Annotated in this window: 16 protein-coding genes and 1 pseudogene; 11 read left to right on the top strand and 6 right to left on the bottom strand. The window is 73.6% G+C overall.

Going from position 1 to position 16,628, the window contains the following annotated elements; genetic code table 11:
• Positions 1 to 79 precede the first annotated feature (79 nt).
• Positions 80 to 517 (top strand): Uma2 family endonuclease, encoded by a 438-nt coding sequence (locus ABZV06_RS07715; protein WP_355619565.1) that lies wholly within the window; start codon positions 80 to 82, stop codon positions 515 to 517.
• Positions 518 to 529: 12 nt separating this feature from the next.
• On the opposite strand, the gene ABZV06_RS07720 is transcribed toward ABZV06_RS07715, so the two are convergent.
• On the bottom strand, positions 530 to 1,195 hold the full coding sequence (locus tag ABZV06_RS07720; RefSeq protein ID WP_355246260.1) for a response regulator transcription factor: 666 nt from the start codon (positions 1,193 to 1,195) through the stop codon (positions 530 to 532).
• A 210-nt stretch (positions 1,196 to 1,405) separates the two neighbouring features.
• Here ABZV06_RS07720 and lysW point away from each other — a divergent pair, with 210 nt between their 5' ends.
• The 8 genes and pseudogenes from lysW to ABZV06_RS07760 form a co-directional block, all read left to right on the top strand.
• Complete coding sequence (lysW, locus tag ABZV06_RS07725; RefSeq protein ID WP_355246263.1) at positions 1,406 to 1,591, top strand: lysine biosynthesis protein LysW; 186 nt, start codon at positions 1,406 to 1,408, stop codon at positions 1,589 to 1,591.
• Positions 1,584 to 2,441 carry a RimK family alpha-L-glutamate ligase gene (locus ABZV06_RS07730; RefSeq protein WP_355246266.1) on the top strand — a complete coding sequence of 286 codons (858 nt, stop codon included), beginning with the start codon at positions 1,584 to 1,586 and terminating at the stop codon, positions 2,439 to 2,441. The genes lysW and ABZV06_RS07730 overlap by 8 nt, the downstream gene beginning before the upstream one ends.
• Positions 2,438 to 3,484, top strand: coding sequence for an N-acetyl-gamma-glutamyl-phosphate reductase (gene argC / locus ABZV06_RS07735; protein ID WP_355619568.1), 1,047 nt, complete (start codon positions 2,438 to 2,440; stop codon positions 3,482 to 3,484). The genes ABZV06_RS07730 and argC overlap by 4 nt, the downstream gene beginning before the upstream one ends.
• Positions 3,481 to 4,329 carry a [LysW]-aminoadipate kinase gene (locus tag ABZV06_RS07740; protein WP_355246272.1) on the top strand — a complete coding sequence of 283 codons (849 nt, stop codon included), beginning with the start codon at positions 3,481 to 3,483 and terminating at the stop codon, positions 4,327 to 4,329. Before argC ends, ABZV06_RS07740 begins: the two co-directional genes overlap by 4 nt.
• The gene (locus tag ABZV06_RS07745) at positions 4,322 to 5,461 is read left to right on the top strand and encodes a [LysW]-lysine hydrolase (protein ID WP_355619571.1); all 1,140 of its coding nucleotides are present in this window, start codon (positions 4,322 to 4,324) and stop codon (positions 5,459 to 5,461) included. Before ABZV06_RS07740 ends, ABZV06_RS07745 begins: the two co-directional genes overlap by 8 nt.
• A gap of 1 nt (position 5,462) precedes the next feature.
• Positions 5,463 to 6,338, top strand: coding sequence for a transketolase (locus tag ABZV06_RS07750; RefSeq protein ID WP_355246277.1), 876 nt, complete (start codon positions 5,463 to 5,465; stop codon positions 6,336 to 6,338).
• Positions 6,335 to 7,306: a transketolase C-terminal domain-containing protein gene (locus ABZV06_RS07755; RefSeq protein ID WP_355246280.1), complete on the top strand. Its 972-nt coding sequence runs from the start codon at positions 6,335 to 6,337 to the stop codon at positions 7,304 to 7,306. Before ABZV06_RS07750 ends, ABZV06_RS07755 begins: the two co-directional genes overlap by 4 nt.
• Positions 7,303 to 8,478, top strand: a pseudogene (locus tag ABZV06_RS07760) (MFS transporter); the annotation flags it as partial. The gene ABZV06_RS07755 and the pseudogene ABZV06_RS07760, both read left to right, overlap by 4 nt.
• A 51-nt stretch (positions 8,479 to 8,529) precedes the next feature.
• Here the strand turns inward: ABZV06_RS07760 and ABZV06_RS07765 are convergent.
• Genes ABZV06_RS07765 through ABZV06_RS07780 form a run of 4 tightly spaced genes read right to left on the bottom strand, consistent with a single transcriptional unit; the run spans position 8,530 to position 11,990 of the window.
• Positions 8,530 to 9,300, bottom strand: a complete 771-nt coding sequence (locus tag ABZV06_RS07765; protein WP_355246283.1) for an SDR family oxidoreductase — start codon at positions 9,298 to 9,300, stop codon at positions 8,530 to 8,532.
• A gap of 14 nt (positions 9,301 to 9,314) precedes the next feature.
• Complete coding sequence (locus ABZV06_RS07770; RefSeq protein ID WP_355619573.1) at positions 9,315 to 10,223, bottom strand: sulfotransferase; 909 nt, start codon at positions 10,221 to 10,223, stop codon at positions 9,315 to 9,317.
• Positions 10,220 to 11,074: a family 3 encapsulin nanocompartment shell protein gene (locus ABZV06_RS07775; RefSeq protein ID WP_355619576.1), complete on the bottom strand. Its 855-nt coding sequence runs from the start codon at positions 11,072 to 11,074 to the stop codon at positions 10,220 to 10,222. Before ABZV06_RS07775 ends, ABZV06_RS07770 begins: the two co-directional genes overlap by 4 nt.
• Positions 11,075 to 11,102: 28 nt before the next feature.
• Complete coding sequence (locus tag ABZV06_RS07780; RefSeq protein ID WP_355619579.1) at positions 11,103 to 11,990, bottom strand: hypothetical protein; 888 nt, start codon at positions 11,988 to 11,990, stop codon at positions 11,103 to 11,105.
• A gap of 225 nt (positions 11,991 to 12,215) precedes the next feature.
• Here ABZV06_RS07780 and ABZV06_RS07785 point away from each other — a divergent pair, with 225 nt between their 5' ends.
• Both ABZV06_RS07785 and ABZV06_RS07790 read left to right on the top strand, forming a co-directional pair.
• Complete coding sequence (locus ABZV06_RS07785) at positions 12,216 to 13,865, top strand: AMP-binding protein (protein WP_355619582.1); 1,650 nt, start codon at positions 12,216 to 12,218, stop codon at positions 13,863 to 13,865.
• Positions 13,866 to 13,868: 3 nt separating this feature from the next.
• Positions 13,869 to 15,677 (top strand): BTAD domain-containing putative transcriptional regulator, encoded by a 1,809-nt coding sequence (locus ABZV06_RS07790; RefSeq protein ID WP_355619585.1) that lies wholly within the window; start codon positions 13,869 to 13,871, stop codon positions 15,675 to 15,677.
• A 260-nt stretch (positions 15,678 to 15,937) separates the two neighbouring features.
• On the opposite strand, the gene ABZV06_RS07795 is transcribed toward ABZV06_RS07790, so the two are convergent.
• Positions 15,938 to 16,624, bottom strand: coding sequence for an amino acid racemase (locus ABZV06_RS07795; RefSeq protein WP_355246300.1), 687 nt, complete (start codon positions 16,622 to 16,624; stop codon positions 15,938 to 15,940).
• Between the last annotated feature and the right edge of the window lie 4 nt (positions 16,625 to 16,628).

Raw genomic sequence — 16,628 nt, forward strand, 5'->3', positions numbered from 1 at the left:
CGCGGGACCCGGGCCCGTCGGCGCGGTCCGCGTCAGGTACGCCGGGCCAAGGAGCGCCACGTAGGCGACCCTGTCGGTCATGCCGCTGCCCGATTCGGAACACGCCACGATCGCCGAGCGGCTCTTCGCCTGGCTGATCATGGCTGGTTGGCCCGCCGAGCAGGTGCTGCAAGCCGTCGGGGTCCGCATCTCCGGGCCGAATGGTGACGGCGGCCGGATTCCCGATCTCAGCGTGTGGCGCAAGCCGCCGGGCCGCAGCGTCTGGGCCGCGGTGACCGAAATCGCGCTCGTGGTGGAGATCGTGTCACCGGGCTCGGAGGCGATGGACTCGGTGACAAAGGTCCGCGAGTACGCGTCGGCGGGCGTCGGGCAGTACTGGGTGGTGGACCGCGACGGGGCGCAAACGGTCACCCTGCACCGGCTGGGTGGTGACGGGTCGTACGAGGAACACGCCACGATGCCGTTGGCGTGGCTGCTTCAGTCCTCACCCGCCGACCACCTCGATGAGAGTTTCTGACACACGCCGGATTCACGCGGGTTGCATGAGGCCGGCGCGGTAGGCGAAGGACACCAACTGGGCCCGGTCCTTGACGTTGAGTTTGCACCGGAGTCGGTAGACGTGGGTGCGCACGGTGGTCAGGCCGATGGACAACTCGGTGGCGACCTCCTCGGTCGATTTTCCGTCGGCCATCAGCAGCAGCACCTGCCGTTCCCGTGGGGTCAGGGTGGACACCGCCGGTTGGAAGACCTCCTCCGGGTACGGCTGCCGACGCCGGAACCAGTCGACCAGCCGGTCGGCGATCCGGGGAGCGAGGGTGGTCTGACCGGCGGCGGCGGCGCGGACCGCGGCGGCGACCTCCTCCCAGGTCGCGTCCGGCATGAGGATGCCGTTGACACCCGCCTGGAAGACGCTGCTGACGAGGTCGTCGCTGTCGTCGGTGGCGAACACCACGAAACGGGGTCGCGGGCTCAATTTCTCGGCGTTGATTTTGTGAATGAGATTGACGGCGGAAATGCCGCGCAATTTCAGGCCGGTCACGATGACATCGACCCGATGCGTGCGAGCCAACATTATCGCGTGGTTGCCGCTGTCCGAGGTGTCCACCACGGAGACATCGGGCTCGCTGCCCAGCAGCGTACGGAGGCCATCTCTGACAATTGGCAATTCGTCGCAGACAAGAACCCGGATTGACATTCCCCCGCCTTACGTACTGCCGCCGGTGAATTCAACACATCGATGATCGCGATGTTACTCGGTCCAACGCGGCTGCGACAGCCGTGTCACGCCGCCGTCCCGGGGTCATCGTGGCGTTGACCGGGTGTCGACGGCGCGCGGACGCGAGACCGGCGGTGGGATTCCTATGGTCGGAGCGGACCCGGCCCCCACGAAGGAACGGAAGCCCCCGTGACAGTCCAGGAACAGACCATCGCCCCCTGCCCCGAGTGCGCCGCCGACGTGACGTTCGCCCAGCCACCCCGGCTCAGCGAACTGGTCGAGTGTGGAGAGTGCCAGGTCGAGCTGGAGGTCGTCACGGTCCAGCCGGTGACGCTCGCGCCGGCGCCCGAGGTCGAAGAGGACTGGGGTGAGTGAACCCGCCTCGGTTGCGGTGCTCACGTCCCGGTTGCGGGTCGACGACAAGCGGATCCTGGAGGCGCTGGAACGCCGCAGCGTCGCGGTGGCCCACGTCGACACCCGGACGGCCTGGTGGCCGCTGGACGGCGGCGCGCCCGAGTGGCGGCTGGTGCTCAACCGGGAGATCGGCCAGATCCGCGCCGGCTACGCCGCCCGAGCCCTGGAGCGACTGGGCGTGATCGGTGTCAACTCCGCCTCCGCCATCGAAACCTGCGCCGACAAGTGGCACACGTCCATCGCGTTGCGCGCGGCCGGCCTGCCCACCCCGCGTACCGCCCTCGCCGCCACACCGGAGGCGGCGCTCTCCGCGTTGGCCGCGATCGGCTACCCGGCCGTCGTCAAGCCGCTGGTCGGGTCGTGGGGTCGGCTGGTCACGACGGTGCCGGACCCGGACCTCGCCCGCACGGTCCTGGAGTACGTGGCCGCGCTGCCCGGGCCGCAGGCGCACATCGTTTACGTGCAGGAGTACGTCCGCAAACCCGACCGGGACATCCGGGTCGTGGTGGTCGGCGGTGAGGTGCTCGGGGCGGTGTACCGCTACAGCGCGGACTGGCGTACCAATGTGGCCCGTGGCGCCCGGACCGAGCGGTGCGCGCTCACCGACCGGATCGTCGAGCTGGCCACCACGGCCGCCGCCGCGGTCGGCGCGGACCTCGCCGGCGTCGACCTGGTCGAGGACGAGACCGGTCGGCTGTACGTCCTGGAGGTCAACTCCGGGGTGGAGTTCGCCGGCTTCGAGCAGGCGTACGACGGTGCTGTCGACGTCGCCGGTCGGATCGTCGACCACCTCCTGGCGAGGCTCGCGTGACCGCCGTGGCCGGTCCGGTCCGGGCGGCGGTCGTCGGCGGGGCCGGTTACATCGGCGGGGAGCTGGTCCGCCTGCTGCTCGGGCATCCGAGGGTGGAGCTGACCACCGTCACCTCCCGCCGGCTCGCCGGTCGGCGGGTCAGCTCCACCCATCCCAACCTGCGCGGCCTGACCGAGCTGACCTTCACCGCCCCGGAGGACCTGGGCCGGCACGACGTGCTGCTGCTGGCCACCGAGCACGGACTGGCGATGGGCGCGATGCGCGGCCTGCTCGACCTGGCCGACACGGTGGTCGACCTGTCGGCGGACTTCCGGCTGCGCGATCCCGCCGTGTTCGCCGCGTACTACGGCGGCCCGCACGCCGCGCCCGACCTGCTCGCCGAGTTCGTCACCGGGCTGCCCGAGCTGCACCGCAAGCAGCTCCGCGACGCGGACCGGATCAGCGTGCCGGGCTGCATGGCGACCGCCGCGATCCTCGCCCTGCACCCGCTCGCCGACGCCGGCCTGCTGGGCGCGGGGGAGGTGACGGTCGACGGGCGGACCGGCTCCAGCGGCTCCGGTAGTACTCCGTCGTCGGCGAACGTGCACGCCGAGCGCAGCGGCGCCATGCGGGTCTTCGCACCGACCGCGCACCGGCACCAGGCGGAGATCGCCCAGGCGGTGGGCGTACCGGCGCGGATGACCGCGACCGGGGTCGAGGCGGTCCGGGGAGTCCAGGTGCTGTGCCGGGTCCCGCTCGCCGACGGTGTCGACGAGGTCGCCACCCGGGCCGTCTACCGCCGCTCCTACCGTGACGAGCCGTTCGTGCGGGTGGTCGCGGGGCGGCGCGGCACGTACCGGTTGCCGGAGCCGAAGATCCTGGCCGGCTCGAACTTCTGCGACGTCGGGTTCGCCGTCGACCCCGGCGGCGGCTGGGCGCTTCTCGTCGCGGCGCTGGACAACCTCGTCAAGGGGGGTGCCGGCAACGCGGTGCAGTGCCTCAACGTCCGCTACGGCTGGCCCGAGCGGCTGGGGCTGGAGTTCCCCGGCCTGCATCCGGCGTGAACACCCCGACGGCCCCGCCGGGCGAGGTGACGGTGGTCAAGTGCGGCGGCACCGCCGGAGTGGACGCGGCGGCGGTCTGCGCCGACGTCGCCGAGCTGGTCCGCGCCGGGCATCGGGTGGTGCTGGTGCACGGCGGGTCCGCCGACATCGCCGCGCTCGGCGACCGGTTGGGCGTACCGCAGCGGCGGATGGTCAGCGACGACGGGATGGACACCCGCTACACCGACCCGGCCACCCTGGAGGTCGTCGTGCTCGCCCTCGCGGGCGCGGTCAAGCCCCGACTGGTCGCCGCGCTGGCCCGCGCCGGCGTCGACGCGGTCGGCCTGACCGGACTGGACGGCGGCCTGCTGCGGGCCCGGCGCGCCGCCGTACACCGGGCGGTCGTCGACGGCCGTCGGATGGTGCTGCGCGACAACCACGGCGGCCGGTTGGTCGGCGTACGCGCCGAACTGGTCCGGACGCTGCTCGCGGCCGGCACGGTGCCGGTGGTGTCGCCGCCGGCGCTCGGCGAGGACGGTCGACCGGTCAACGTGGACGCCGATCGCGTCGCCGCCGCCCTGGCCGCCGCGCTGGACGCCCGCACGCTGGTCCTGCTCACCGGAGCGCCCGGGGTACTCGCCGACCCGGACAACGAAGGGTCGGTGCTGGACCGCTGTGCCGTGCCGACGACAGGCGTGCCACCCGGTGTCGGCCGAGGGATGGCGATGAAGCTCGTCGCCGGCCGCGAGGCGTTGCTCGGCGGGGTCGGCCGGGTGCTCGTCGCCGACGGCCGGCGCACCGGCCCTGTCCGGGCGGCGCTGGCCGGCGTCGCCACCGAGATCACCGTGAGGAGCGAAGATGCCTGAGGACGCCCCGGAGCCCGGCACGCCGCAGGCGCGGCCGGGCGCCGTCACCGACACCTTCGCGGCCGGACTGCTGCGCCGCATGGTCGAGACGCCCTCGCCGTCGTACCACGAGGCGGCACTCGCCCGGTCCCTGGTGGACGCCATGGCGCAGCTGGGCTTCGCGGCGTACGTCGACCAGGTCGGCAACGTGGTGGGCGAGATCGGCCGGGGTCACGGCCCGGTGGTGTTGCTGATCGGCCACCTGGACACGGTCCCCGGCGGGCCGGTCGTCCGCGCCCAGGACGGCCGGCTCTACGGCCGGGGCGCGGTGGACGCCAAGGGGCCGCTGGCGGCCATGGTGTGCGCCGCCGCCTCGGCGGACTTCGGCGGCCGGATCGTGGTGGTGGGCGCGGTGGAGGAGGAGATCGCCTCGCGTGGCTCGCGGGAGGTCCGACGGCGGTTGCCCCGGCCGGACGCGGTGGTGGTGGGCGAACCGAGCGGCTGGTCGACGATCACGCTCGGCTACAAGGGCAAACTCGACATGCGTTACCGGGTGTCGGTGCCGGCCACCCACCCCAGCAACCCCGTCGCCAAGGCATCCGAGTTGGCGGTGCGCTGCTGGACGACGCTGCTGGAACTGCTCGGGCCGGACAGCGGCAACGGCTCGTTCGACCGCCCCGGCGCGACCCTCGTCTCGCTGCGCGCCGACCAGGTCCAGGCGGAGGCGGAGCTGAGCGTCCGCACCCCACCGGGGTACGACGTGGACGGGCTGTTGCGGGAGCTGCGGCAGCGTACGCCGGATGGGGAACTGACCGTGGTCAACCGCGTCGCCGCCTGCCGCGTCGATCACCGCAACCCGGTGGTCCGGGCGCTCTCGGCGGGTATCCGTGCCCAGCGGGCCCGGCCCGCCCTGAAGGTGAAGACCGGCACGTCGGACATGAATGTGCTCGCCGAGCAGTGGGACGTCCCGATGGCCACCTACGGCCCGGGGGACAGCAGCCTCGACCACTCGGACGACGAGCACATCGTGCTGGCCGACTACCTGCGCGGCATCGCCGTTCTGCGACACGCGCTGCGCGAGCTGGACGCCCCCGCGCCAGCGCGGGCCACCGACCGGGTCAACGGCTTCGGTCTCGCCCCGAGCGGGGCCTGACGTGACGTCCCGGGAGCCGCTCGCGGTGGCCGAACCGATCGAACCGGCCGAGCTGCCCGACCAACCGGTCACCGCCGAGCTGGCGGCGGTCGCGGTACGCGTACGGGAGTTGATCGTGCAGATGTGCGCCAGCTCGGACGGTGGTCACCTGGGCGGGTCGATGTCGCTGGTGGAGATCCTGGTGACCCTGTACCACGAGGTGCTGCGGGTCGACCCGACCCGACCGGAGGCGCCCGAGCGGGACGTGCTGCTGCTCAGCAAGGGCCATGGTGGGATCGCGCTGTACGCGGTGCTCGCCACCCGGGGCTACTTTCCGGTGGAGTGGCTCGACGGGTACGCCGCGCCGGGCGGACCGTTCCTGGCCCACCCGCACCGGGGGGTGCCCGGAGTGGAGATGCCCAGCGGGTCGCTCGGGCACGGGCTCGCGCTCGGGGTCGGGCACGCGCTCGCCGCCCGCCTCGACGGCAGTGACCGGCGCTGCGTGGTCGTCCTCGGTGACGGGGAGTTGCAGGAGGGCTCGGTCTGGGAGGCGGCCATGGCAGCCAGCAGCCTCGGACTCGACCGGCTGACCGCCGTCATCGACCGCAACGGCCTGCAACTGGGCAGCGGCACCGAGGACGTGATCGCGCTCGAACCGCTGGCGGACCGGTGGCGGGCGTTCGGGTGGACGGTCCGCGAGGTGGACGGGCACGATCCTGTCGCACTGCGGGAGGCGCTGACGGCGTCCGGCTCGGGCCGACCGGTGGCCGTCATCGCCCGGACCGTCAAGGGCCGGGGACTGCCCTACGTGGAGGGACAGGTGCGCAGTCACTTCGCCCGGCTCGGGGAGACCCAACGCGGACGGGCGCTGCGGGCCGTACGCCGGGGGGTCCGGTGAGCACGGCGGCCGGGCCGCGTGCGGGGCGGGACGTCTACCGGGATCTGCTCGTCGAGCTGATGGCCACGGACGCCCGGCTGGTCTGCCTGGACAGCGACACCGGGCTGTTCAGCGGCGTGGACTTCGGCCCCGCGGCCGACCGCTACGTCAACCTCGGCATCGCCGAGCAGAACCTGATGGGCGTCGCCGCCGGTCTGGCCCGCAGCGGGCGGATTCCGCTTGTCAACACGATGGCCACCTTCGCCAGCACGCGCGCGCTGGAAGCGGTGAAGGTGGACATCGCCCTCAACGACCTGCCGGTGCGGATCGTGGCGACCCACGGCGGGCTGGCCGCCGGTCACCTCGGACCGACCCATCACGCCCTCGAAGACCTGGCGATCATGCGTACGCTGCCGAACATGACGGTGGTGGTGCCGGCCGACGCGGACGCCTGTGCGCGGTCGTTCCGGCAGTCGTTGGACCTGCCCGGCCCGGTCTACCTGCGGCTCGGCCGCGCCGCGACGCCGGACGTGGCGGCCACCCTCGCCGCGACCGGCGGCCCGGACGCGCCGCCGGTGCGGTTGGGCCGGGTGCAGACGCTGCGCACCGGAGGTGACGTGGTGCTGGCCGCCTGCGGGCCGTACCCGGTGCTCGCCGCGCTGGACGCCGCCGACGAACTGGCCCGGCGCGGGGTGGAAGCGACGGTGCTCAACGTGCACACCGTCCGTCCGCTCGACGTGGAGACACTCGACGCGGCGGTCCTGGCGACGGGCCGGCCGGTGGTGGTCACGGTGGAGGAGCACTGGCCCAGCGGCGGGCTGGGCTCCGCCGTCGCGGAGGCGCTGACCGAACGACGGCCCGTCCGGGTGCTGCGGGTGGCGGTACCGGACGGGTTCGTGGCCGTCGCCGGCGACCAGCGGTACCTGCTGGACCGCGCCGGGGTGACCGCCGCGGCCGTGGTGGACCGGGCGGTGACGGCGCTGCGATGAGCGGTGGGGGCGAACGCCGGAGCCTGGTGGCGCTGCTGACCGCGCACTACCTGTCGTCCTTCGGCAACGCGATCACCATCGTCACCGTGCCGTTGTACGTGCTGGCGCGTACGGACAGCGCGGCGGCGACCGGCCTCGCCGGCTTCGCCGGCACCCTTCCGCTGATCTTCGCGGGCGCGGTCGGCGGCGTGTGGATCGACCGGCTCGGCGGCCGACGCGTCAGCGTGCTCTCCGACGCGCTCGCCGGGCTGCTCACCGCCTCGGTGCCGGTGCTGGACGCCACCGTCGGGCTGCCACTGCCCGCCCTGCTGGCGCTGCTGTTCGCCCGCAGCCTGGTCGCCACACCGGCGAACGCGGCCCGGGTGAGTCTGATCCGCCCGGTGGCCAGCGCGGCCGGCGTACGCCTGGAGACCGCGAACTCGTGGTACCAGGCCGCGCCCCGGCTCGGCCTGGTGGTCGGCGCGCCGCTCGCCGCGCTGCTGGTCGCCGCCCTCGGCGCGGCCGTCGGGCTCTACGTCGACGCGGCCGGCCTGCTGCTCGCCGCCGTGCTGGTGACCGTCGGCGTGCCCGCCCTGGCCGCCGCGCCGACGACCGGCCGCGCCAGCTTCGCGCGGCAACTTCTCGAGGGCGCGACACTGGTACGACGGATGCCGGTGATCGCCGCGATGACCGCCTTCGTGTTCGTCACCAACCTGCTGGACGCCGCGTTCACCCCGGTGCTGCTGCCCGTCTACGCGCACGACGTGCTGCGCGACGGGCGCTACCTGGGGTGGTTGATCGCCGCGTCCGGCTGCGGGGCCGTGCTCGGCACCTTCCTGTACGCCCCGGCCAGCCGCCGCCTGCTGGCCAGCAGGCGACGCACCATGTTGGGCTGCTTCGTGGTCATCGGCGCGCTGCGGCTGTCCATGGCGACCACCCCGCCACCGGCCGTGATGATCGGCATCTGCCTGCTGCTGGGCCTGGCCGCCGGGCCGCTCAACCCACTGCTCACCACCGTCACCCTCGAACACGTGCCGGAGGAGGCCCGGGGTCGGGTGTTCGGGCTGGGCAGCGCCGTCGCGCTCAGCGGGGCGCCGCTGAGCGTGCTGCTCGCCGGTTGGTCCGTCGGCGCGGTCGGGCTGGTTCCCACCCTGGCCGCGTTCGGTGGCGCGTACCTGCTGCTGGTGGCCGTGGCGCTGCGCGGCCGGTCGTTGCACGCCATGGACGCGTACGCCCCGGACGGGTCAGCCGAGACCGCGGGTCCGTCCGCCGTCGACCAGCAGGCAGGTGCCGGTGATGAACGAGGCCGCCTCGCTGGCCAGGAAGGCAGCCACCGCACCGAAGTCCCCGGCCCGACCCACCCGGCCCAGCGGGATGCCCGCGCCGATCTCCGCGAGCCGGGCGTCGGCCGCTGAGCCGTAGTCGGCGCGTACGCCCTCGGTGTCGTGGTAGCCGGGCGCGAGCACGTTGACAGTGATGTCACCCGGCCCGAGCGCCTGCACGAGGGCCCGGGTGAAACCCAGCAGGCCCGGCCGGGCCGCGGCGGACAGCCCGTACTCCGGGATCGGCTGGCGGACCGTCTCCGAGGCGACGATGAGGACCCGGCCCCAGCCGGCCGCGCGCAGGTGCGGCAGGGCCGCGAGCGTCAGGCCGACGTGCGGCAGGAACGCGGCGTCCAGCGCCTGCCGGTACGCGTCCAGCCCGAAGCTGTCGACCGGGCCTCCCGGCACCTCACCGCCGTTGGCGACCACGATGTGCAGCGCGCCGAAGTGCGCCACGGTGTCGGCGACCCAGCTGGCCACCCCCTGCTCGTCGGTGATGTCCACCGGCCGGGTCAGCACGTCCGGAGCGCCGGCGGCCCGCAGCTCCCGCGCTGCCTCGGCGAGCCGCCCGGGGTTGCGCGCTCCCAGCGACAGGGCGCAGCCCTCGGCCGCGAGCGCACGGGCCGTCGCCCGGCCGAGGCCGCTGCTGGCGCCGGCGACCAGCGCCACCCGTCCCGCGATGCCGAGATCCATACCCAACCACTCCCTCAGGGTCGTAACGGATAGCCGTACCGGCGCAGCACCGGGACGGCGAGCGTGGTGGCGACCGCCGCGGCGCGCGCCGGCAACGCGTCCCGCCACGCCAGGTCGGGTCGGATCGTCGTCGGCCCCCGACGCAGCCGGTCCGGGTTGCCGGTCACCGTGTGGTTGACACCCAGCACGGCCCGCCCGTCCGGCCCGACGGGCGGCTCACCGGGCAGGTCGGCCCAGCGCAGCACCCGGCTCAGCACCTCGCGAGGCGCGGCCGCGAAATCCTCGTAGCGCAGCCGCAGGTAGCGCTCGCCGGCGGCGCGGCCGATCCGGTCCGAGGCCACGTTCATCGCGGTCCACATGCCGGTGCTGCGGGCCGCGCTCATCTGCGGCAGGTACTGCTTGGGTCGGGCGAACGAGTGGGCGACCGCGCGCGGGTCGCGGACCAGGTGCAGCACCCGCAGGTCCAGCCCGGCGTCGCCGAGCAGCACGGCCGCCTCGGCGGGATACTTCGAGCCGTCGACGACCACCTCGGCGCCGGCCTCCTCGGCCACCACCCGGTACGTGTCGACCATGCGGCGGGCCACCTCGGTCACCCCGGCCGGCCTGGGCCGCCGCCCCGCGACCTCGGCCAGCCGTACGCCGGTGTGCCGGACCCGGACGTGACGCCGCTGCTCGTCCACGATGCGCCGAGCCTCGCCGGCCGGGTCCGGCCCGGCGACCCGGGCGACGACCCTGCTCCACAGCGGACACCCGATGAGCGTCTCGCCGCAGCCGCAGGACGTGTTGGTGCCGGTGCCCAGGACGCCGTTGCGCCACAGGTAGTACAGCTCACCGACGTGCACGACCCCGGGCAGCTCACCGAGCAGGTTGCCCAGCACCGTCGAGCCGCTGCGGTTCCAGCCGGTCAGGTAGACCACCTTCACCGCAGGTCCAGCAGCAGGAAGTGCTGCGGCAGGTGCACGGCCAGGCCGAGTCGCAGGCCCGCGGTGATCACGTCGGCGCCGTCCGGGCCGACGCCCCGGCGCAGGGTGAGCTGCGACGTGCCGGACTCCAGCAGCGTGACCGCCGCCCGGAAGTCACCCAGCAGCACCTGGTCCGGCGCGATCATCCTGGTCCGGCTGACCCGGATGCCGACTTCGCCGAGCCGGGCCAGCATCCCGCTCCCCAGCAGGTCCCAGTAGCGGTTGGGGTGGGCGACGATCGCGTCGCACGACCCGCCCATCTCCTCGACCTCGCCCGCGGCGGTGATCACCTCGGCGGTCAGCTCGCCGGGCGCGGCCCTCCGCCGGGCCCCCGGCAGGCCGACCAGACCGGGGATCACCCCGTCGGCGCTGCCGTGCAGCAGCACCTCGTTCTCGATGGTGCCCAGCCGCACCAGCACCCGGTAGTCCACGAAACCGGCCAGCAGCGTCGGGTCGCGCATCAGCTCCGGCGGGACGGCCACGGCGGCGGTCACCTCGGTCAGCTTCGTCTCGACCAAGCGGGGCACGAAGGTCGCCTCCGGACTGGCCTGGTAGCTGGTACCGGCGATCTCCGGGGTGCCCGGAGTCGGAGCCTCGCTGACGTAGCTGACCGGCTCCTCGGTCACCGTCGCGCTTTTGAGCAGGTGCCGCACCGTGTAGCGCGGTCGGTGCTTGGCCAGCGGAAACAGGGTGGGCAGGGACGCGGCGATCGGCACGTCGACGTCGCCGCCCTCGGCGGCGAGCACCGCGCGGGCGAACTGCTCGCCCGGGCCGTGCTCGGTCAGGTCGTAGTCGGCCAGGGCATGCTGCATCGACACTCCGTCCGTCGCGCGGGGCAGTTCAGCAGGGGGTACGGGCCTCCACCCACTCGTACATGGCCTCGAAGGCGAGCCGCTGGGACTCCTTGCCGAGGATGTTGAGATTGCCGGGGATGGCGTTGCACTCGAGGATCACGTAGCCGTCCTCGGTGGGCAGGATGTCCAAGCCGGACAGCGTGATCCCCATCGCCCGGGTCGCCCGGATCGAGATGTCCGCCAGCTCCGGCGGGATGTCCACCCGCTCGAAGCTCGCCCCGAGCAGCGTCCGGGTCTTCCACTGCCCGACGGCCGGATACTTCACCATGTTCATCGGCATCGTGTCGCCCGAGACGGTCAGCCGATACTCGCCGTACTGGGTGGGGTAGTAGGGCTGGCACACCAGGACCCCGTAGCGGGCCAGCAGCTTCTCGATCAGCGGCAGGTCGTCGGCGACGTTGGTGATCCGCTCCACGTCGATGCCGGCCCGTCCGTACGACGGCTTCACCACGACGGTGCCCCACTCCCGGCTCGCCGCCTCGATGTCGGCGGGCACCCGGCAGGCCCGGGTGGGTGGCACGGGCAGGCCGGCGTCGGCGAGCACCTGCATCATCCGGAACTTGCTGTAGGCGGCCTGCCACACCTCGACCGGGTCGAACATCGTCACACCGGGGATGCTGCTGGCGAGCATCAGCCGCTCCACCCGGTCGCGCCAGTCGCCGTGCAGTTGCGCCCGCGAGATGACCGCGTCGAAGGAGCGCCCCAGCTCACCGTTGAACATGACCTCCGGGCCACCGCCCGGGGCCGCCGCGACGTCGATCTCCTCGACGGTGAACAGCGAGGTGTCGTGACCGCGCTCGCGGCCCAGCTCGGCGATGACCGGCGAGTCGTCGTCCTCCTCGCCGTGATCCCAGGCAAGAACACCGATCCTCATGACACCTCCACGCTTCCGCGCACCCCGACAGGCATCTATGACTCAGGTGAGAGTCGTCCATGTCTGATCATTTGTCAAGGTCACTGGATGATGGTCGCTAGCTGCGGGTTTGCTGTGTGTAACCGCGATTTTCGTGGACGCGACAGCGGCGGTTCCGGGTGGTAGCTTCGCCCGCAGACACATCTCATGTGGACGTGACGGGGCATGGCCGGGAGGCGACCGAACATGTGGGATTCATTGGCACCTGTCGACAAGCAACAGGCCGAGGAGTACGTCGCGGCGGGTTGGTGGCGGTCGGAGACGTTCCTCGACGACCTCGCCGTGGCGGCGCGCGAGCGCCCGGACCATCCGGCGATCATCACGTACGAGGGTGGCGAGCACGCGCGCACGTTGACGTACGCGGAGCTGGCCACCATGGTCGCCCGGTTCGCCGGCGCGCTGCGGTCACTCGGGGTGGGTCGGGGCGACGTGGTGATGATCTACCTGCCGAACCGGTGGGTGCTCACCCCGCTCTACCTGGCCTGCAACCAGATCGGGGCGGTCAGCTCGCCGGGCTTTCCGATGCTGAGCACCCGTGAGCTGCGCCAGGTCCTGGAGTCGACCGGCGCCCGGGTCTGCATCACCCTGGACACCTTCGCCGGCACCGACTACGCCACCCGACTCGCCGAGCTGGACGTGCCGACGCTGGAGCACCGGGTGGTGATCGGCGACGCCGCCCGGGTCGGCGCGATCGACTTCCAGGAGGTGTTCGTCGACACCCCGTGGGAGGAGCGCCTCCCGGACGACGGGACGGACGCCCTCGGCCCCGACGAGCCGGCCCTGGTGCTGCACACCTCGGGCACCACCGGGCCGATGAAGGGCGTCGTGCACAGCCAGAACACCATGTACGCGTGTGTCCGCGCGTCGGCGGAGCCACTCGGCCTCGCCCCGGACGAGGTGGTGCTGCTGCCCAGCGTGCTCACCCACATGGCCGGGGTCACGCACGCGGTCTACCTCCCCGTCCATCTGGGCTGCACCGCTGTGGTGATGGACTCCGGCGACGACATGGCGTTGATGGTCGCGCTGATCGCCCGGCACGGCGGCACCTTCGTGTACGCCGCGCCCGGCTTCGTCATCGGCATGCTCGCCGCCCAACGGCGCGCGCCCGTGCAGACGCCGACCCTGCGCCAGATCGTCTCCGGTTCGGCGCCCATCGCGCCGCAGCTCATCGCCGACGTGCGGGAGGCGTTCGGGGTGCCGATGCGGGCGCTGTGGGGGATGACCGAGAACGGGGCGGTGACCGTGACGCGGCTGGACGACCCGGACGACTGGGCGGCGCACAGCGACGGCCGTCCGGTGCCGTGGATGCAGGTGCGGATCGACACCGACCCCGGCGAGGACGCCGGCCGGCTGTACGCCCGGGGCGCCTCCCAGTGCCTGGGTTACCTCAACCAACGCGAGCTGTACGAGTCGCTGCTCGACGACGACGGCTGGTTCGACACCGGCGACCTGGCCCGCGACGACGGCCGGGGCGGCATCCGGATCACCGGGCGGCGGGTCGACCTCATCACGCGGGCGAACAGCCTGCGCGTGTCCACACTCGACATCGAGGCGGTGTTGCAGCGGCACCCGCACGTGGTGGAGGCCGTCCTGGTCGGCTACCCGGACCCGGCCGTACCCGGGGCGGACCTGGTCTGCGCCGTGGTGATCCCCGGGGGTGGCGACACCCCGACGCTCGCCGGCCTGCACGACTACCTGGAAGCCGAGGGCGTCGCACGGGTGCTCTGGCCGGACCGGCTCCAGTTCGTCCGCATCCTGCCCAAGAACGCGCTCGGCAAGCCGCTGCGGCATCCGCTGCGCCAGCGCCTGGAGATCGCGGCGTCGGCCCGGAGCTGACCGGTGCGCTTCCGGATCCTCGGACCCCTCGAGATCTCCGGCGCCGGGCACACTCTGACGGTCACCGCGGCACGTCAGCGGGTGGTGCTCGGCACGCTGCTGCTCGACGCGAACTGCGTGGTCTCCACCGCGCAGCTCGCCGACGCGCTGTGGGACGACGCCCCGCCGAGCACCGCCCGTGGTCAGGTGCAGATCTGCGTGTCGGCGCTGCGCAAGACGCTCACCCGGCTCGGCCTGCCGGACCGGATCGTCACCCGCCCGCCCGGCTACCTGATCGGGGTGGCCGACGGCGAGATGGACCTGCACTACTTCGACCGGCTGGTGCTGGCCGGGCAGCAGGCGCTGGCCGGGTCGCGGCTCGACGACGCCGCGGAAGCTTTCAGCGCGGCCCTCGCGCTGTGGCGTGGGTCCGCGCTGGCGGGCGTGGAGAGCCCGGCGGTGCGGGCCGCCGCGACCCGGCTCGACGAGCGGCGGCTCGCCGTCACCGAGGACTGGCTCGACGTCGAGTTGCACCGTGGGCGGCATCAGCACGTCGTCGGTGAGCTGCGGGAACTTCTCGCCGCCCATCCGCTGCGGGAACGGCTGCACGCGCAGCACATGCGGGCGCTCTCCGGCGCGGGTCGGCCGGCCGAGGCGCTGGCCGCGTACCGGTCGGCCCGGCGGACGTTCCTCGACGAGCTGGGATTGGAGCCCGGCGGCGAGCTGCGTCGCCTGGAGCGGGCCATCCTCACCGACGGCCGGGCCGACGAACCGGTCGACGACGCGCCCGCGCCGCCCGCGCCGCCGACGGTGCCCCGGCTGCTCCCCGCCGACCCCGCCGAACTCATCGGGCGGGACGAGCCCCTGGGGGTGGTCTGCGCGGCGCTGGGCGACGGCGGCGGAACGTCGGTGCCGGTGGTGGCGATCTCCGGCCCGGTCGGCGTCGGCAAGTCGACGGTCGCGGTCCGCGCCGCGCACGCGCTCGCGCCGGCGTACCCGGATGGTCAGCTGTACCTGCGGCTGCTCGACGCCGACGGTCGTCCGGTGCCGCCGGAGGCCGCCCTGGCGCGGTTCCTGCGCGCGCTCGGCCTGCCGGGCGCCACCGTGCCGGCCGGCCTCGACGAACGTGCCGAGCTGTACCGGAACCGGATCGCCGGACGGCGGGTGCTCGTCGTGCTGGACGACGTGACCCACGAGCGGCAGGTTCTGCCCCTGCTGCCGGGCACGGGCGGTGCCGGCGTGCTGGTCACCAGCCGACGACGGCTCACCGGCCTGACCGGCGCCCGGTCGGTGCACCTGGACCCGCTCGGCGTCGAGGATTCGGTGCGGCTGCTGGCCTCCGCGCTGGGCTTGCCCCGGCTGACCGCCGACCCGGCCGGGTCGGCGACGCTGGCCGGGCTGTGCGACAACCTGCCGTTGGCGCTGCGGATCGCCGCCGCCCGACTCGCCGCCCGCCCGCACTGGACGGTGGCGCAGCTCGCTGGCCGGCTACGTCATCCGAGCCGTCGCCTCGACGAGCTGAGCTTCGGCGGGCTGGACGTCCGGACCCGGCTGGCGACCAGCTACGCGGCGCTCGCTCCGGCCGCACGGCTGCTGTTCCGATCGCTGGGCGCGCTGCCCGACGCGGACCTGCCGACCCCGCTCACCACCTGGCTGCCGGGCGCTCGGGAGGCGGATGTCGAGGACGCCCTGGAGGAGTTGGTTGACGCGCAACTGGTCGAGGTCGGGGTCGGCCCGACCCGGTACCGGCTGTCCGGCCTGGTGCGGCTCTACGCGGCCGAACGGCTGGCGAGCGACGAGCCGACCGGACACGCCCCCGCCGAGTCCGCCTGAGGCCCGTTCGGCCGCGGCGAAACGCGGTCCCCGGTGCTCGGTGCTCGGTGCGCGGGTAGCTGTCGCGTGTCCTTTGCTCTGCTTCAACCGGCGCAACACTGACCGGCCGTGTCTGTTGCGTCCGTTGAAGCAGAGCAAAGGACGGCCAACCGGGACCGCCAGCACGTTCCGGCACCCCGAATCGACAGCCCGTCCGCCGCCGGTCCCGCCCGGGCGCTGGTGCACGACGACCCGACGCGCTCGCGCCCGTCAGGGACTTGTCAGACGGCCTGACTCCGGGCGGGTGTCGGGCGGCGGGCCAGCACCGCGTCGGCCAGCACCTCGGTCACGTCGACCAGCGGCAGCGGCCCGGCCCCGCCGAGCGGCGCGATCACCGGCAGCTCCGTGCAGGCCAGGACCACGCAGTCGGCGTCGCCCGGCCACGGCCCGGCCGCGATCAGTTCGGCCAGGCCGGCGCGCAGCGTCTCGACCGGCGCACCCCGCTTCACCCCGTCGATCAACCCGTCGAGCCGGCGCTGCGCCGCCGCCGTCGGGTACAGCGGCCGGGTCCCGGTGGTCAGGTGCGGCTCGTACAGCCGTAGCCGGGCGGTCGGTGCGGTGGCCAGGAAGACCGGCCGGCGCAGTCCCCGCCCGGCCAGCGCCGCGCCCACCTCGGCCAGCAGGTCCAGCACCGGTACGGCCACCGCCCGGGCCACGTCATCCCGGAAGGCGTGCGTGGTCGCCGACGGGATGACCACCGCGTCCACCCCGGCGGCCTCCAGGTGCTTGGCCGCCCGTAGCAGCGCCGGCACCGGGCTGGGCCCGACACCGCGCAGGTACGCGATGCGGCTCGGCACCCGCTCGGCGACGAGCACGACCTCCAGGTGCTCGTCGTCCTGGACGGCCGGGGTGAGCTGGATGAGGCGCTGGTAGAAGTGGGCGACGGCCAGCGGGCCGACCCCTCCCACCACG

The sequence above is a fragment of the Micromonospora sp. NPDC005172 genome, assembly GCF_040608555.1.
Lineage (GTDB): Bacteria > Actinomycetota > Actinomycetes > Mycobacteriales > Micromonosporaceae > Micromonospora.

Coding starts and splice junctions, on each gene's coding strand:
- ABZV06_RS07715 (WP_355619565.1), top strand. CDS start 80: ATGCCGCTGCCCGATTCGGAACACGCCACGATCGCCGAGCGGCTCTTC.
- ABZV06_RS07720 (WP_355246260.1), bottom strand. CDS start 1,195: ATGTCAATCCGGGTTCTTGTCTGCGACGAATTGCCAATTGTCAGAGAT.
- ABZV06_RS07745 (WP_355619571.1), top strand. CDS start 4,322: ATGCCTGAGGACGCCCCGGAGCCCGGCACGCCGCAGGCGCGGCCGGGC.
- ABZV06_RS07765 (WP_355246283.1), bottom strand. CDS start 9,300: ATGGATCTCGGCATCGCGGGACGGGTGGCGCTGGTCGCCGGCGCCAGC.
- ABZV06_RS07775 (WP_355619576.1), bottom strand. CDS start 11,074: ATGCAGCATGCCCTGGCCGACTACGACCTGACCGAGCACGGCCCGGGC.
- ABZV06_RS07780 (WP_355619579.1), bottom strand. CDS start 11,990: ATGAGGATCGGTGTTCTTGCCTGGGATCACGGCGAGGAGGACGACGAC.
- ABZV06_RS07785 (WP_355619582.1), top strand. CDS start 12,216: ATGTGGGATTCATTGGCACCTGTCGACAAGCAACAGGCCGAGGAGTAC.